A 16,792-nucleotide genomic window follows, 5' to 3' on the forward strand; every position below is an offset into this window, starting at 1 on the left:
TTTGAACATGAAAAGTAATCTGAACCGATCAATCACCGTCATAATGGCCTTTCTGGTACTGCTGAGCAGCACCGGGTTTGCTTTTGTGGAGCATCAGTGCATGATGCGTGGTAAATCGGTTCAGCTTGTTTCTGAAAAGAAGCCGGACTCCTGCGAAAAAAAAGTGGTCTCCTCTTGCTGTGCGAAAGCAAAGCAATTGAAAGAATCAAAAGGCACCTTTCTTAAAAAGACAGATTGCTGCAAAGACAGTCAGAAATTTGAAAAAATTGACGTAGTATCCTCTGCTAATCAAGCCATTGCCAAACTTCTGAAAGTGTGGGCCGGGGATTTCGTCTGGGCTGCCACTTCTTACTCATTCATCCGGGCCGAATGGACTCTTCCTTCATCGGAACCCGCATCTCCCGACATATCCTTCTCTTCCCGACTTCATGGGAGAAGTATGCTCTCTTTTATCCAGTCATTTTTGATTTGATCATTGATTAACAGCCGATTCATGTAAATCTCGCTCTTTGAATGAGGTTCACATCATTCTCTTTTATTCCAATGAATCAAAGTAATCATGACCAAATATGTGTTAGGAGGAATTCTGACTCTCTTTTCCTTCGCTCTTTTCGCACAACGTATAACGGGCTCGGTCAATGAGCAGGTCGCTAATAGCAAGGACCTGAAACCCATCACCGGGGCCAATGTATACTGGTCGGGAACTACGCAGGCTGCTGCTACTGACACGGCCGGCAAGTTCAGCATCCCCCGATCTGCACAATCTAATCTGCTGGTCATCAGTTTTGTAGGTTTTAGAAACGATACCATTAAAATCGGATCGGAGAGTGAATTACAGGTGGTATTGCGAAGCGACCAGACACTTAATGAAGTGGTGGTTCGCGCTAATGCTTCCACAATCGACCGCCTTTCTCCGCACCAAACCGAGATTATTACTACCCGTGCCTTAGCCAAAGCTGCATGTTGTAATTTATCTGAAAGCTTTGAAACGAATGCATCGGTATCGGTTTCGTATAGCGACGCGGTGACGGGTTCTAAACAAATCCAGATGCTGGGCCTGAACGGTACCTACATTCAGACCAACGTTGAAAACATTCCATCGATACGCGGCCTGGCGTCTACCTTCGGGCTGAATTTCGTACCCGGAACCTGGATCCAATCTATTGATGTAGGTAAAGGTGCAGGCTCGGTGGTGAATGGTTACGAATCCATGACCGGGCAGATCAATGTGGAACTTCAAAAACCAGATACCCGCGAAAAGTTTTATCTGAACACTTATGTTAACAATTTCGGCCGGGCGGAAGTAAACCTGAACCTGGCTCACCAGCTTAATGATAAATGGAGTACCGGGTTGCTGACGCACGGTAGTACATTGAAAAACAGGATCGATAAAAATGGCGACGGATTTCTGGATTTGCCGCTCTACACGCAGTACAATGCCATTAACCGCTGGAAATATCAGAGCACCAAAATGATGGCCCAGTTTGGCGTAAAAGCTTTGTATGAAGACCGTTTGGGAGGACAAAAGGATTTTCGACGTGAAATGAAAGGTACAACCGAGGCTTACGGGTTTGGCGCGAAAGTGAACCGCTATGAGTTTTTTTCCAAAATAGCCCGGCTATTTCCTGACAAGCCTTACAAAGGCCTGGGCCTTATTGTCAATGCTTCTTTGCATGATTCCAAATCGTATTTTGGCTTAAACAATTACGATGGCCGCCAGAAAACTTTATACGGAAACCTGATCTACCAATCCATCATTGGCAATACCAACCATTCTTACAAAACGGGGCTGAGTTACCTGCTGGACAACTATAATGAACAATACAAGGACATTCATTTGACCAGAAACGAATCGGTACCGGGTGCATTTTTTGAGTACACTTATAATAATCTCGACAAATTTGTACTCGTAGCAGGCGGCAGGGTTGATTTTCACAATTTATATGGAACGCAATGGACGCCGAGGGTACATGTAAAGTATAACCTTACGGATCAAACCACATTCCGCGCATCGGCAGGAAAAGGTTTCAGAGTTTCCAATCCTTTGGCTGAATACTATGGAAATCTGGTGAGCTCGCGGGTTGTGCAGTTCCGTGAAAGTATTCGCCCTGAGGTTTCCTGGAATTATGGTGCCAGTGTTACGCAGGAGTTCAAACTGGGCGAAATGGACGGGAACCTGATCGCGGACTTTTACCGTACCAATTTCGAAAATCAGTTGGTCGCCGACCTGGAAGATCCCCGCTACATACGGTTTTACAACCTGGAAGGGAGGGCATTTGCCAACAGTTTTCAGATAGAAGCAAATCTGACACCGATTAAACGTTTTGACCTGAAACTGGCATACCGTTTATTTGATGTAAAACAAACCATCCGGAATGTATACGATGAGAATGTATTGCTGCCTAGAATGATGGTAAGCCGCGACAGGGTGCTGTTCAATGCCGGGTATGCGTTGCCTTACGATAAATGGAAGTTTGATGCTACAGTGCAATGGAACGGCAAGCGAAGGGTCCCCTACATGGGCCATGTAGCCGAGCACCACATCCCGGACAACATTACTTCGACGATGGCACCATCCTTTTACAACTTCAATGCGCAGGTTACACGTACCTTTCCGAAATGGGACATTTATCTGGGTGGCGAAAATCTGGCAAACTTCCGGCAAAAAGACCCAATTATGGGCGCTGGTGAACCTTTTGGTGAGCATTTTGATGCAGGAATGGCCTGGGGACCGGTAGTAGGCCGAATGATTTATGCAGGAATACGTTATAAGATTATACGATAGAAAATGATGAAACTGCATATAAAAAATATGGTTTGTGACCGCTGCAAGCGGGTAGTACGCGAAGAACTGGAAGGTTTGGGGATCGAATTGACGATGGTAGAGCTAGGCGAGGTCGAGACCGTCGCCGAAGTTGATGCCGCCAAATTAAAGGAGGTCAAATCGGTATTGGAAGCCAATGGTTTTGAACTGCTCGATGACCGCAAGCTAGCCCTGGTGGAACACATTAAGACATTAGTAATCGACGAAGTTCAGAATTTAAAGGGCCACAAGCCTGCTCAAATGAATTTCTCTGATTATTTGTCTGAAAAAATAGGATATGAATACTCTTACCTCAGTAACTTGTTTTCATCCGAAACCGGCCAGACTATTGAACAATACATCATTGCTCAAAAAGTCGAAAAAGTGAAGGAGTGGCTTTCATATAATGAACTCACATTGAGTGAAATAGCATGGCGGCTTTCATACAGTAGCACCGCGCATTTGAGTAATCAGTTTAAAAAAGTGACGGGAATGACGCCTGGCGAGTTCAAAAAGGGCAGTTTAAACAGAAAATCACTTGATAAAGTAGGAGCTAGTCAATTTTAAAATATCAATCAAAACCTTCGATCATCATGAACAAAGTCATTTTCGCATCCTTCATATTCCTTTTCACTGCCTGCGCGGCGAAAAACGAAAAAACAGAAAAAGCCGAAGGTACCGAAGCCAAAGTATCCGCCGCGAAGACCTACGCCTGCCCGATGCAATGCGAAGGAGAAAAAACCTATACCGAAGCTGGTAAATGCCCCGTTTGCAAAATGGACTTACAGGAAGTAGCCATGGCCGAAACCGATTCAACACATCAACATTGATCATTTACATTATACCAATATTCAATCATGAAAACGACGATCTTATCTATCATAACAGCTCTGTTCTTGGGACTAAATTTCGCTTATGCGGACGGGGACAAAGAAATCAAGATTAAAACTTCGGCCATTTGTGAAATGTGTAAAGCGCGCATTGAACGTAATCTGGGCCTTTCCAAAGGAGTGAAGGAATCCAATCTGAACCTGACCGATAAAGTGGTGACTGTGAAATACAATCCTAACAAAACCACGCCCGAAGCCATTAAAGCGACGATCATCAATACCGGTTACGATGCTGATACGCAAGTCGCCAATCAGAAAGCGCACGATAAGCTGCCAAGCTGCTGCCGCAAAACAGCTGCGGCACATTAAGTAACTAAACTTACTTCGTCATGAAAATCAACAAGCTAAAAATCATATTATTAGCTGGCCTCGTCGCGGGCATATCTCCCGCTTTTGCACAGCACGAACACCACCAGCAGCCTGCCAAGGACACTACCCAACATGAGATGCAGGACATGAAAGGAATGGGTCACGAGGGTATGGATCAACAAACGATGCAACATGGCGCGTCGCAGATGACGCACAGCTTTTCCCTGAGCCTCCCCATGACGCGTAATGGCTCGGGTACAGGCTGGCAACCGGATGCAACGCCTCTATATGCATACATGAAGCACGGGAACAAGTGGAATTATATGTTGCATGGGAGCATTTACCTGCGTTACACAGCACAGAATTTTAACAATGACGGCAGAATGGGCTCATCTGCAAAATTTAGTGTGCCCAATTGGTTTATGGGAATGGCACAGCGGCAGGTAGGCAAAAACGGTCTTTTGAATGTCAGGGCGATGGTTTCCCTCGACAGATTGTTTGACGGAGGAGCAGGGTATCCATTACTTTTCCAATCCGGAGAAAGCTGGAAAGGTGAGCCACTCATCAATCGCCAGCATCCGCACGACCTTATTTCCGAATTGTCGGTGGCTTATACCCAACGGCTTTCCGAGAAAATTGATGTGAGTATTTACGCCGGTTATCCGGGCGAGCCTGCTCTCGGCCCTACCGCATTTATGCACAGAATGTCTGCATTCAATAACCCCGATGCCGTTTTGGGCCACCATTGGCAGGATGCTACCCACATTACATTCGGGGTAGTAACGGCGGGTGTCCGCTACGGCAAGTTCAAACTGGAAGCTTCCACATTCACAGGCCGCGAGCCGGACGAAAACCGTTTTGATTTTGACAAGCCACGCTTTGATTCATATAGCTACCGGCTGCTTTTCAATCCTTCCGCAAATTGGGCTTTGCAGGTGAGCAGAGGATTTATCAACAGCCCCGAACCATTGGAACCCGACGAAGATGTAACGCGAACCACGGCCTCGGTCCAGCATTCGGCCAATTTGAATGGTGAAAACAAATGGATTTCCTCAACAGCCGTGTGGGGACTGAACAACGCCGGAGGTCACCACAAAGAGAACTCATTGCTGCTGGAAACCAATGTCCAGCTCAATAAATGGGCTGTTTATGGCCGGTACGAGTGGGTTCAAAAAAGCAGTGCCGAACTGGGACTGACCTGGTATGATGTGATCCCGAAAGAACGGTTTCCAATATCGTTGTTTTCGGTGGGCGTCAACCGGCAGATCGCCTCATTTGGCAGCACACTATTACAGGCTGGCGGACAAATCGGGGTATATGCCGTTGATAAGTACCTGGAATCGCCGTATGGAAAATCACCACTCTCAGGCCAGGTATATCTACGGCTGACTCCCGCATTGATGAAAATGTAGCCCACAAACCACGGCTTTTTCGTAGTTTTGGGCCTCATTAAAACGCACCTCCTCGTGGCCTGGTACCATACTTATTTCAAAGGACTCCCCCAACTTGCCTGGAAATTGCACCAGGACGAAGAATATACCGAATACGAAGTAGATTTTCTTCGGGATGTGTTGGAACTAGGTCCGGAAAGCAAGGTACTGGACATGCTGGCTGGTTATGGCAGACATGCTTTGCCGCTTGCCGAAGGAGGATGTGCTATGACTTGTATTGACATTTCGGCAGAATATTGTGAGGAATTACAGACCATTGCGCAGAAAAAGCACCTTCCGGTCACTGTAATCAACGCGGATGTGGTAAACTATGACTTTTCTGATCAGGATTTTGATGCGTCTTACTGCTTTGGGAATAGTTTCAGTTTTTTCCCACGTCGGGATATGCAGCAATTTATTGGAAAAATGGCTAATGCGGTAAAGCAAGGTGGCCACGTCGCGATTCATACTGAGAATTTAGCAGAAAGTATCCTGACCAATTTTCAGGCACGAAACTGGATGCCCGTCAAAGACGACATTATTTATCTTGCCGAAAACGAATATTTCCCGCAGGAAGGCTACATTGAAGCTGAACAAACCTTTATCGCCGGTTCAGAAAAAGTGACCCATACGGTTCGTCAGCACATTTACTCCCTGTCGGAGCTGTGTTTTATGTTTGAAAACGCAGGACTGGAAGTTGTGGGTACTTTTGGAAATCTGGAAGCTGACCCATTCACTTTGGGCGACGAGCAGCTTTATCTTGTTGCCCGCAAACTGTAATCAATGCGGGAGCCGTGATCGTAGCAAACCATAAGTCCACGTTCCGCCGATTGCACTAAGCAATGTGATGATAACCACCAGGTAGCCACTTCCGATCTGCGCAAAAAGTGGTCCCGGACACGCGCCCGTGATCGCCCAGCCGATCCCGAAAAGAACGCCCCCATAAATCTGTCCTTTATTAAAGGCTTTATCAACAATGTGTACCTGCTCGCCGGACAATGTCTTGATTCCGAATCTTTTGATCAATTGAATGGAGACGAGTCCGGTCACTACAGCCGAACCTATGACGCCGTACATATGAAAGGAATCAAGGCGGAACATTTCCTGGATACGAAACCATGAAACGATTTCGGCTTTTACAAAAACGATCCCAAAAAGTACTCCTACGATCAGGTATTTGATGTTGGCAACAAATCCTTCCGAGGTAGCCTGTTGATTGGCGCCATCAGAACCGTCGGCCAGCATGAGATCAGCGTGGCTTGATTTGTGTTTCTGAGATGAGCGGTTTTTTATATTTTCCATTGTTGAGTGATATTCAAATGTTATTGTGCAAGTTTCAGCAAAAAAGGCAGTAGCAAATGCGTACATGCAAAGCCGCCGATCATAAAGCTAATCGTAGCTACCAGGGAAGGCCATTGCAAGTTAGAAAGCCCCATGATGGCATGTCCCGACGTGCAACCTCCTGCATACCTCGTTCCGAAACCGACCAGAAAACCTCCTAACACGAAGAAAATGAAGCCTTTCGCTGAGAAAATATTCACTGTCGAAAAAATATCCATCGGCATCAGGCCAGAAAAATCTGTGATTCCAAAAGCCGACAATGTATTCTGGGTCGATTCTGAGATGACAATGGCATTGGGATTTGCCAGAAAAAAATTGGCCAGAAACCCTCCTATCGTAATTCCTGCTACAAAGAACAGGTTCCAGGATTCTTTTTTCCAATCATATTTAAAGAACGAAATATTAGCAGGTATCACTGCGGCACAAATGTGTTTCAGCGAGGAAGAAATGCCAAATGACTTATTGCCAAGCAGCAACAGGATCGGAACAGTTAGCCCGATCAGCGGCCCTGCCACATACCACGGCCAGGGCTTCTTTATCAATTCAAGGATTTCCATATTTTCAATACAATATCTATCGAATTAATAGTGTTTTCAAAAATAACAATTCGTGACTGATCAAAATTCAGTTGGAGTACTAATTATAGTTTCTTGGGATTAAATAATTTTCAATTTGGGGATACCTTCGAAATCCTTTTCATTATCAGTTACTAATGTAAATCCATTAGCCAATGCCGTAGCGGCAATAATAGCATCGGGCGTTTTGATTTTTCTCCCTTTGCGGATACTCACGCAAACATTCACAATTTCGGTATCGAGGTTGAAAATAGAGCTATCAGTTATAAAGTCTTTGATCAGCTGATTTTTATTGGAGTTCCAAGTGAGAAGTTCAATTTGACTAATGATTGAAAGATTGGGAACCGCATTAATTACGTTGTCAAGAAAAGTCATCCCTGCATCAGGCAAACTTCCGGACAAGTAGTGCGAAACTGCATTGGTATCAACTAAATATTCTTCCATTCATCGCGACTCTCGCCGATATGCCTACTTAAATCATGACTCTCCTCCTTGGAAAGCACACCTCTATATTTCTCAGAAAGCTTTTTACTATCACTTTCAGTACTATCATGCAACCTGATAATATTCATTTCTTCTAAGTCCCTGAGTAGCCGTAAAGCGTTTTTGTGAGTTAGTTCAACGACAAGAGTTTCCATAGTTAAAAGCTTTATTTGACCAAGCTACAAAAAATATTCCTCAACTTAAACCCCTTCTAAAACAGGGACATTGGTTTTGGAAACTGCGCCGAAACCTCCTTCAATATTTATAACGTCGTCAACGCCACGCGATTTTAGTATCGAGGCTGCAATCATGGACCGGTAACCTCCTGCGCAATGGATGTACAAGGTTTTGTCTTTGGGGAACTCGGCCATGAGATCATTGATATAATCCAAAGGCAGGTTTCTGGCTGTTTCAATGTGCCCCGAAGCAAATTCGTCAGGTTTTCTTACATCAATAACTTCCAGTTTCCCGGATTGGAATTTCTCAGCAAAGTCGGTAGCGGATACAGATGTTACCGAGTCCATTTCCTTGCCCGACGCCAGCCAGGTCTCGAAACCACCATTCAAATAACCAATGGTATGGTCATAGCCAACCCTGGCCAGCCGCGTCACTACTTCCTCCTCTTTGCCCGGCTCGGTGACAATGAGCAAATCCTGTTTCAGATCGGGAATAAGCGCGCCGACCCATGGAGCAAACCCACCTTGGATACCGATGTTAACAGAATTAGGAATAAAACCCTTGGCAAACTCAGACGGGTCTCTGGTATCCAATATCAAAGCTCCTGTATTATTGGCTTTTGCTTCAAATGCTTCCGCCGATAACGCCTGATCACCACGTTCAAGCACATCGTCGATACTTTCGTAGCCATCCCTGTTCATTTTTACATTCTCAGGAAAATAGTGCGGTGGCTCTGGTAAGCCTGCTGTTACTTCGCCGATAAATTCCTCTTTGGACATATCGCCTCGTAGCGCGTAATTGAACATCTTTTGGTTACCTAATGTATCCGATGTTTCCTTGCTCATATTTTTCCCGCATGCCGAGCCAGCGCCATGGGCCGGGTACACGATCACATCATTGGGCAAAGGCATGATCTTCGTACGCAGGCTGTCGTACAACATTCCCGCCAGATCTTCCATTGTCAGATCACTTTTTTGTGCCAGGTCCGGCCTGCCTACATCTCCTATAAACAATGTATCGCCACTGAAAAGCGCAGTGGGTTTATTGTTTTCATCAAAAAGCAAATAACTGGTAGATTCCAGCGTGTGACCCGGTGTATGCAATGCCTTAATCCTAATATCTCCTAAATGAAATACTTCACCATCGTTGGCAATGTGCGCTTTAAAAGCAGTATTGGCATTGGGCCCATAAACGATACCTGCACCGGTTTTCTCTGACAGGTCGAGGTGACCGGATACAAAATCCGCATGAAAATGGGTTTCAAAAACATACTTGATCTTCGCACCGATCTTGTCGGCCTTTTGAATGTACGGCTGCACCTCGCGAAGAGGGTCAATCACCGCAGCTTCTCCATTGGAAACTATAAAATAGGCTCCCTGCGCCAGGCATCCGGTATATATTTGTTCTATTTTCATGCGGACTATTTACAACTTGTTAACCTTAAACCAATGGAAAACCATTTTTGTTTCTCCCGATCACGTCGGGATTGTCAATAGTGGTCCTTGTTGCCAGGGAATGTCACTTTACCTCATGACAAACCTTGACAACTTCATAACGACCATGAAGACTCTCCTGACCAGGCCGGAAAGATGCCTGATTATGCTTATTAACTTCATGATTTAAAAACTGCTTCATTAAGAAACGCTACACTTTTACAGCCTTCCAACCACCCAATCTGAACCGCCAGATGCCTAGCATTGCCAGCGCGGATTCGGCGATGGGCACTGCGGCAAAAACACCGATCGGGCCCAGATCGAGGATAACGGCAAGCACATACGCAGAAGGAATCTGGATCATCCAGAAACAGATCAGGTTTAGTACGGTAGGTGTTTTGGTATCTCCAGCACCATTAAGCGACTGAATTACCACCATTCCGTATGCGTAAAAACCATATCCCAGGCACAGTACCCGCAGCGCTGTTTTACCAGTTTCCACGACCTGCACATTGGTACTAAACCAACCAATGATCGTTTCGGCACCGATAAACATAAAAACCGACAAGCCTAAAAGAAACACCAGGTTATAAGACGCACATTTCCAGACGGATGCTTCCGCCCGCTCCGGTTTCCCGGCCCCCAGATTTTGTCCGACAAGTGTTGCGGCTGCATTCGCCAACCCCCACGCGGGTAGCAGTGTGAACATGATCACACGGATCGCGATCGTGTAACCCGCCACCACATCACTACCGAATTCGGATAGAATCCTCGTCAGGAAAATCCAGCTCGCCGAACCGATCAGGAACTGTACTGTACCGCCGGTAGCTACTTTGACGATTGTGGCAATGGTCTCAGGATCAGGACGCAAATCCTCCCAGACTAGCCCCAGCATTTTGTTGACCTTTGTCAGAGAAAACAGCTGATAACCGACACCGATGGTCCGTCCTGTGGCCGTGGCCAATGCTGCACCTGTTACTCCCAGTTCAGGAAAAGGCCCGACGCCGAATATCAGTATTGGCCCCAGGATCATATTGATGCCATTAGCCACCATCAGCGAACGCATGGCGGTCGCAGCCGAACCGGCACCCCGTAAAGCACCACTTAATGAGTAAAGTAAAACGACTACCGGACTGCTCAGAAACTGAATCCTGGCGAAGGTCGTACCGGTTGCAATTACCTTATCGTCAGCACCCATCAGGCGAAGGATATCTCCTGCAAAAAATGACCCAATGCTGGCCACAACAGACGAAACCACCAGCGAGATCAAAATAACCTGCCCGATTGCCTGCCTGGCCTGAGCTGTGTTACCTTCCCCGATCCTGCGTGCAATGGTCGCAGTAGCGGCAGTACTCAGCCCGATGGCCACGGAATAAACCAATGTAATGACTGACTCGGTAAGGCCGACTGTTGCCACAGCCTCGGTACTGACTTTTGAAACGAAAAAAATGTCAACGACAGCGAATAATGACTCCATTACCATTTCCAGGATCATGGGAACGGAAAGTAAAAATATAGCACGGTTGATGCTTCCTTCGGTAAAACTTTCTTCGGAGCCACGAATAGCCTGACGAAGTAGTTGAAACCACTTTTTCATGGATGATAATAAATTGAAATGAATAATAGCAATAATGCGACTCAAAAAGAGCCACAGTAAAATGTCCCGAAAGAGGACTTGAAATGGGAACCGGTTAAAATATTAACCGAGTATGAAGAGCAGCATAGGCTTTTGAATTTGGGCAAATATACAAAACTGTCTTTCTAATATTCAAACAAAAAAATGGATTTATTGTCAGGTAAACGTAACTTCACGGATTCGGCCCGTGAACTTTTGCTGCCGGCAAACCGTTGCCAGTCTACTCTTTCGGCTTACATCGGCACAAAAATCCGTTCGCGGCCGGAAGTTCAGAAACAAAAAATTTGTGCATGATTGATAAAAAGAAGTTATACTCCACGGCTGAAAAGCAGGAAACAGCCGTATTGGTAGCAGTAAGTACCCAAAAACAACCTGCTGAAAAAACACGGGAGTACCTGGAAGAACTGGCGTTTCTGGCGACCACATTGGGCGTTGAAACTGTTAAGACTTTTACCCAAAATCTGGAACGTGCCGACATCCGTACTTACACCGGAAAGGGCAAGCTGGAAGAAATAATGATATATGTGACCGCCAATCCGGTCGATATGATCATTTATGATGATGACTTGTCGCCTTCTCAGGTGAGGAACCTGGAGGCCGTTTTCAAGGACATTAAAGTGATTGACCGCAGCCTTCTGATCCTGTCGATTTTTGCTATGCGGGCACAGACGGCCCAATCGAAATTGCAGGTAGAACTGGCACAGTACCAATATATGTACCCAAGACTGACCAGGCTCTGGACTCACTTAAGTCGCCAGTCGGGCGCGGGTGTGGGTATGCGCGGACCTGGTGAAACGGAATTGGAAACGGATAGGCGGATTGTAAAAGACCGCATTGCCTTCCTGAAAGAAAAACTTGAAAAGGTTGACCGTCAGAGTACTACGCGAAGAAAAGAAAGAGACCGACTGGTACGTGTCGCCATTGTAGGTTATACCAATGTGGGTAAATCAACGCTGATGCGCAGCTTGTCCAAGGCAGATGTTTTTGCTGAAAATAAACTGTTCGCTACCGTTGATTCCACGGTAAGGAAGGTCAACATGGAGAATGTCCCTTTCCTGCTCACCGATACCGTTGGATTCATCCGCAAGCTGCCTACCACATTGATCGAGTCATTTAAATCGACATTGGACGAGGTTCGAGAGGCTGATATTTTAGTACATGTGGTTGACATTTCGCATCCGTTGTTTGAAGAGCACCTGGATGTGGTGAACAAGACATTGGAAGAAATCGGCGCGGCGAATAAGCCTTCCATTCTGGTTTTCAACAAGATAGACCTTTACAAACCGTCTTACAATGATGAACATCTGGACGAAGAGCCGGAACAATCGTCTGAAAGTACATTAGAGCAGTTGAAAAAGAGCTATATCGCCGATAAAGCCGAGCGTGTAGTGTTTATTTCAGCTGAGAAAAAGGAAAATGTCGACGAGTTAAAGAATACATTGTTTTCACTGGTGAAGGAGAAACACTTTTCAATTTATCCGAACTGGCTTGATTTGGGGTATACTGCTGTACAATCAGAAGAATAAGAGTTTGTAATTCAAATGATTTTTTGCGAGTTTTGCACCCCGATTGACTGCGTAGTTCAACGGATCGCCGCGCGATAGGAGTTTGTCGAGTGCGACTCCAACTAAACTCTAGATATGGGTCCGGGGTCGCGTTCGACCGATTCACGTCGCGGTCACAGGGCAGAATATAAATTGAACGACTGCGTAGTTCAACGGATAGAATAGGAGTTTCCTAAACTCTAGATATGGGTTCGATTCCCGTCGCGGTCACTGAGCCAGGCTTTTGCCTGGCTTTTTTGTTGTGATGGCCTCAACATTCAACGGATAGGATAGGAGTTGTCGAATGCGACCCCAGCCGAAACTCTAGATATGGCCGGGCGGCCGGTGCCGTTCGATTCCCGTCGCGGTCACTGAGCCAGGCTTTTGCCTGGCTTTTTTGTTGTGATGGCCTCAACATTCAACGGATAGGATAGGAGTTGTCGAATGCGACCCCAGCCGAAACTCTGGATATGGTCACCCAAGTCTTTCCGTGAGCTTAACAACCCTATATCTCAACCGGTTAATAAATTGCTTATTGCTAATTGTGAGAGTTTCCCGATTTTACTGCAACCATGCAAACCTAACTCTCTAAATGACTAATTTAACCGAACCGGCGTCAAACAACGGAATATTTCAAAAAATTCGAAAATGGGCTATAGAACACCCCTATCATTCGATGGGGTTTGGCTTCTTTCTGATAGCTCTAGGAGTCCTAACCGACATATTTATAATTCATCACATCTTAACGTCAGCATTCTCTCACTTTTTGATTATCGCCGGAGAAGCTGTTTTCGTAATGTTCTTTCTACACATGTATGTTGAAGAACTGAATGCTAAGGGACAGCAGGACATTATCACATCGTTGGTCACCTCTTTGTCAGAAGACATGAAGGGAGAAGTTGGTTCATTGATGTCCGATTTTCGAACCGAGGGCAATCAAACTGCGCGGAGATTAAAAAAGAATCTATTTTCAGCAATCTTACAAGATAAGATGCCTCGTAAGTTTGTCAAGCGAATATTGAAAGCAGGCTTTTTTAATTCTAGTATTTTACGAGAAAATCTTCAAGTTAAATATAAGCTAAAATTAGACAAGGATGAGCTTGAAATCATCAATGAGCTTGTGTTCACCGTGGTTTATGTGTCCGGCCAAGAAGAAACTTTAAAATACGATATGCCATTCACGCTGAGCGACACACCAGAGGTTTCTTACGAATTTTCAAGAGCTAGTTTTCAACCAATGTGGGTAGATGAAAAACCCATTCACCTTGACAAAAACACCCACTTCAAGAAAAATGGGGAAAATGCAGGCCAAATGAATGACGAATTTTCACTGGTTGATCCCATTATACTTGAGAAAAACAAGCCTATAAAAGTCCAACAAAGATTCATCGCTAGGCACAGAAACTTTACCTTCAACAATGCCATGCAAGATATATTCTATGTGAATCATCATACTTTAAATATAAAGATCTCGTTCAAGTTACCGGACGGGCTGGCTGTTGATGTGTTTCCAACCTTCCCAAAGTCTCTACTAAAAGGAAGAGTAATTGATCCATTTTCAGACACAATCAAGTATAAGAAAATTCCTTTTTTAGCGCCTGGGCAAGGTTTTTTATTCTCTATAAAGAAAGAAGCTCCGAAGGAGATTGTTTAATATTTTTTTCTAACTTTGACTTAAACTTGAAACTAATGAATAATATGCCTGTAGGAAGTTAATAGCAGCGCTGTAAAGTGTCGCTCCGGATACGGCAGTCAATTTCAGCTATCTGTTGAGCGTGGAGCCGGACGGTTCTAAGCAAATTATATGCTTTAATAGCTTTTGCAGCCATCGTTAACGCCCCCGATTGCCTTTGATTTGTCCATGACCAATGCGTTTGTGGAAATTTCAAAGTTGAAATTGGGGCCACAAATGAGTCGAACCTATTTGGCATCGACTCATTTGTCGTTAAGACGGATCAAGACCAAATGTTGTGGAGCAACTTGGATTAAGCATATAACTGAGTAAGGCGATAAAGGAAGAATTCGACGTTTCTGACACCCCTGAACTGACTCCTGAACGCTTTGATCTTTGCGTTGAAGGATTCTGCCGAAGCGTTAGTGCTCCGATTATCGAAGTAATTGACGATAGTTTTATAGTGGTTCTCGATCGATCGGGCGACCGTATTAAATGATTTAAAACCGGATTGCCTGACCTTTTCATGCCACTTTGCAAGCCTAGTTAATCCGTAAATCTTTTCGGTCGTATTGGTGAAGATATTGCTAAGTTCCTGAGCCAGATCATATGCTTTTTTAAGGTCTGGGAAGCGCTCAAAGACCAGATGGGCTCTCTCTTTTTGATTCTCAGTCCAGGTGTTTGGCTTTTTGTAAAGTGCATATCTGCTACGTGCCAACAGTTGCTTAACGGTGTCTCCGTTTGACAATACTTCCGCGACATATTCGGTTTGAGTGACTGTCGCTTGTTCAATGGCATCATTTTCTCTATCCAGAGCTTCCCAGCGGTGTTTGATGCGGAGTTCTTGCAAAGCTTCAACAGCTAGCCTTTGCACGTGAAAACGGTCAGTAACGCGTGTAGCTTGCGAAAAACACCGCTTAGCAATCATAGTCATACTACCGGCCATATCCAGAGTTATTTCTGTTACTTTTTTGCGTTGAGCCTCGGGGATCTTACGAATGACCTCAATGACCACTTCCGCCTTAGTGCCGGCCACAATAGCTACTATACTCCCTCTTCCGCCTTTAGCAGCTTTGTTTGTAAGTATTGTATAAAGTTCACCACGGGAAAGGCTGGTTTCGTCTATCGATAGCTGTGGTCCCAAATTTTCAGGGTACAGAAGCCATTTTTTTGCGTGCCCTCTCTGGTCCCAATCTTTGAATCCGCTCTGAAAATCACGGTAGTGGCGTAACAGATCCTTGCCATTGACGCCATAAAAACGGCCAATACTCCAAACATCATTAGCCCTCGTATCCACCAACCACTTTTAAAAAAGCGGAAAACTCACTCGTCATCCGCGTTCCTTCTGCTACCTCGTTCCAATCTCTATGGACAACTTTACCCGTCATAGTATTGAGCCATCTGCGACGTTTGACATGAAGAAAAACTTTGTGACCTCGAATTGGAAAATCTTGTAGAGTAATGGAGGGAAAATAACCTTTGGAGAGTAAATCTGAACGTCTTGGATCGGCTTCTTCGTAATTCTTCTCTTCCAAATAAACATGATAACGTTCGTCTGACTTCTCTACATGGGTCAGCAAATAATTCTCAATTATAAAATCCGGTAAGATTAACTCGATAAGCGGCAAGAAACTCTCCAAAACAAAATGGTTTGATTAAAAACACAAACCTAGAAAAATCCTATCCCCTCCACAAGTTTTTGATTTGATCCGTTAAGACCCTATCTATTAATACAACCTAATGGTAGCTTTGAGCCACGCCACAATGTCGTATTGAGTATGCTTGCTACGTCAATTTGGCACCATTTTAAAGTAGTTGCGGTAATGGTGTAAGAGGTAATTTCTGCGCCAGATAGGCTCTCCCCTCCCTCAATTCACCACAAACCCCAAAACCGCATTCCTATACTTAGCCAATTTCAATTGCTGCTTCATACTTTTGAAAGTCTCCATGGGCCCTTCTGCGGCGAATAGGTTTACGGCCCAGGCGGGGACATTACCTCCCGGATCGGTATGTAGGGTGTATTCGATTTTGGTCCGGTCGCGGCCTGCTGGTGTGAGCACCCACCGGCCTTTGGATTGATTGACCCGGACAATGCCCTTTTTGATACTGACCATTCCGTTGACCACAGGCCCGTCAATAGTCACGACTTTGGTAGCCCGGTCTTGTGTAAGGCGCAGGTGCGCTACGAAATCACGGTTTTCTAGTGGCCACGGTAAGCTTATCTCCGAGTAATAGTACAGTTCCGTGGGAGAAACTTTTCGCAGTAAAACGCAGGATTTGGTTTTATAAACCCAATTCACGCCGCCCTCCACGTCCATCAACAATGCGACCAGCTGCGTCACCGAAGCGTCCACGGTGCAATTCACTTTAATGGCTTTGATTTTTGATTCAGGAACAGATTGGGAAAATATCCTGATCTGTTCCTTTTCCGCAATTAACTTCCAGTCTGTCTGAGCATTAACACTAAAAATCAGCAAACAAAAGATCATGGTAATAACC

Annotated in this window: 18 protein-coding genes and 1 tRNA gene; 10 read left to right on the forward strand and 9 right to left on the reverse strand. The window is 45.2% G+C overall.

Annotation, left to right across the window (positions count from 1 at the left end):
• Positions 1-7: 7 nt before the first annotated feature.
• From ON006_RS21220 to ON006_RS21250, 7 genes are all read left to right on the forward strand, one after another.
• The gene (locus ON006_RS21220; protein ID WP_244823861.1) at positions 8-472 is read left to right on the forward strand and encodes an HYC_CC_PP family protein; all 465 of its coding nucleotides are present in this window, start codon (positions 8-10) and stop codon (positions 470-472) included.
• Positions 473-559: 87 nt separating this feature from the next.
• Positions 560-2,785, forward strand: coding sequence for a TonB-dependent receptor (locus ON006_RS21225; RefSeq protein ID WP_244823862.1), 2,226 nt, complete (start codon positions 560-562; stop codon positions 2,783-2,785).
• A 6-nt stretch (positions 2,786-2,791) separates the two neighbouring features.
• A complete protein-coding gene (locus ON006_RS21230) occupies positions 2,792-3,370 on the forward strand; it encodes a helix-turn-helix domain-containing protein (RefSeq protein WP_244823881.1) in 579 nt (192 codons plus the stop codon).
• A 26-nt stretch (positions 3,371-3,396) separates the two neighbouring features.
• Positions 3,397-3,633: a heavy metal-binding domain-containing protein gene (locus ON006_RS21235; protein ID WP_244823863.1), complete on the forward strand. Its 237-nt coding sequence runs from the start codon at positions 3,397-3,399 to the stop codon at positions 3,631-3,633.
• A 27-nt stretch (positions 3,634-3,660) separates the two neighbouring features.
• The gene (locus ON006_RS21240; RefSeq protein WP_244823864.1) at positions 3,661-4,002 is read left to right on the forward strand and encodes a heavy-metal-associated domain-containing protein; all 342 of its coding nucleotides are present in this window, start codon (positions 3,661-3,663) and stop codon (positions 4,000-4,002) included.
• Between the two features lie 20 nt (positions 4,003-4,022).
• Positions 4,023-5,414: a hypothetical protein gene (locus tag ON006_RS21245; protein WP_244823865.1), complete on the forward strand. Its 1,392-nt coding sequence runs from the start codon at positions 4,023-4,025 to the stop codon at positions 5,412-5,414.
• Between the two features lie 54 nt (positions 5,415-5,468).
• Entirely contained in the window at positions 5,469-6,212 is a 744-nt protein-coding gene (locus ON006_RS21250; RefSeq protein WP_244823866.1) for a class I SAM-dependent methyltransferase, read from the forward strand.
• On the opposite strand, the gene ON006_RS21255 is transcribed toward ON006_RS21250, so the two are convergent.
• The 6 genes from ON006_RS21255 to ON006_RS21280 form a co-directional block, all read right to left on the reverse strand.
• A complete protein-coding gene (locus ON006_RS21255) occupies positions 6,213-6,677 on the reverse strand; it encodes a DUF6691 family protein (protein ID WP_244823882.1) in 465 nt (154 codons plus the stop codon).
• A gap of 77 nt (positions 6,678-6,754) precedes the next feature.
• Positions 6,755-7,330, reverse strand: coding sequence for a YeeE/YedE family protein (locus tag ON006_RS21260; RefSeq protein WP_244823867.1), 576 nt, complete (start codon positions 7,328-7,330; stop codon positions 6,755-6,757).
• 99 nt (positions 7,331-7,429) lie between these two features.
• Complete coding sequence (locus ON006_RS21265) at positions 7,430-7,792, reverse strand: type II toxin-antitoxin system VapC family toxin (RefSeq protein ID WP_244823868.1); 363 nt, start codon at positions 7,790-7,792, stop codon at positions 7,430-7,432.
• Positions 7,777-7,986, reverse strand: a complete 210-nt coding sequence (locus ON006_RS21270; protein WP_244823869.1) for a hypothetical protein — start codon at positions 7,984-7,986, stop codon at positions 7,777-7,779. The genes ON006_RS21265 and ON006_RS21270 overlap by 16 nt, the downstream gene beginning before the upstream one ends.
• A 45-nt stretch (positions 7,987-8,031) precedes the next feature.
• Positions 8,032-9,423, reverse strand: coding sequence for an MBL fold metallo-hydrolase (locus ON006_RS21275; protein ID WP_244823870.1), 1,392 nt, complete (start codon positions 9,421-9,423; stop codon positions 8,032-8,034).
• A gap of 229 nt (positions 9,424-9,652) precedes the next feature.
• On the reverse strand, positions 9,653-11,038 hold the full coding sequence (locus tag ON006_RS21280) for an MATE family efflux transporter (RefSeq protein ID WP_244823871.1): 1,386 nt from the start codon (positions 11,036-11,038) through the stop codon (positions 9,653-9,655).
• A 329-nt stretch (positions 11,039-11,367) separates the two neighbouring features.
• Here ON006_RS21280 and hflX point away from each other — a divergent pair, with 329 nt between their 5' ends.
• From hflX to ON006_RS21295, 3 genes are all read left to right on the forward strand, one after another.
• On the forward strand, positions 11,368-12,603 hold the full coding sequence (gene hflX, locus ON006_RS21285) for a GTPase HflX (protein WP_244823872.1): 1,236 nt from the start codon (positions 11,368-11,370) through the stop codon (positions 12,601-12,603).
• A 177-nt stretch (positions 12,604-12,780) separates the two neighbouring features.
• Positions 12,781-12,852 (forward strand) — tRNA-Arg (locus ON006_RS21290).
• Between the two features lie 361 nt (positions 12,853-13,213).
• Complete coding sequence (locus ON006_RS21295; RefSeq protein ID WP_244823873.1) at positions 13,214-14,275, forward strand: hypothetical protein; 1,062 nt, start codon at positions 13,214-13,216, stop codon at positions 14,273-14,275.
• A 331-nt stretch (positions 14,276-14,606) separates the two neighbouring features.
• Here the strand turns inward: ON006_RS21295 and ON006_RS21300 are convergent, their stop codons facing one another.
• From ON006_RS21300 to ON006_RS21310, 3 genes are all read right to left on the reverse strand, one after another.
• Positions 14,607-15,590 (reverse strand): ISAon1 family transposase, encoded by a 984-nt coding sequence (locus tag ON006_RS21300; RefSeq protein ID WP_445440900.1) that lies wholly within the window; start codon positions 15,588-15,590, stop codon positions 14,607-14,609.
• Positions 15,574-15,933 carry an ISAon1 family transposase N-terminal region protein gene (locus ON006_RS21305; protein ID WP_267609898.1) on the reverse strand — a complete coding sequence of 120 codons (360 nt, stop codon included), beginning with the start codon at positions 15,931-15,933 and terminating at the stop codon, positions 15,574-15,576. The genes ON006_RS21300 and ON006_RS21305 overlap by 17 nt, the downstream gene beginning before the upstream one ends.
• A 228-nt stretch (positions 15,934-16,161) precedes the next feature.
• Positions 16,162-16,782 (reverse strand): START domain-containing protein, encoded by a 621-nt coding sequence (locus ON006_RS21310; protein WP_244824378.1) that lies wholly within the window; start codon positions 16,780-16,782, stop codon positions 16,162-16,164.
• Positions 16,783-16,792 lie beyond the last annotated feature (10 nt).

Source organism: Dyadobacter pollutisoli (assembly GCF_026625565.1).
GTDB lineage: Bacteria > Bacteroidota > Bacteroidia > Cytophagales > Spirosomataceae > Dyadobacter > Dyadobacter pollutisoli.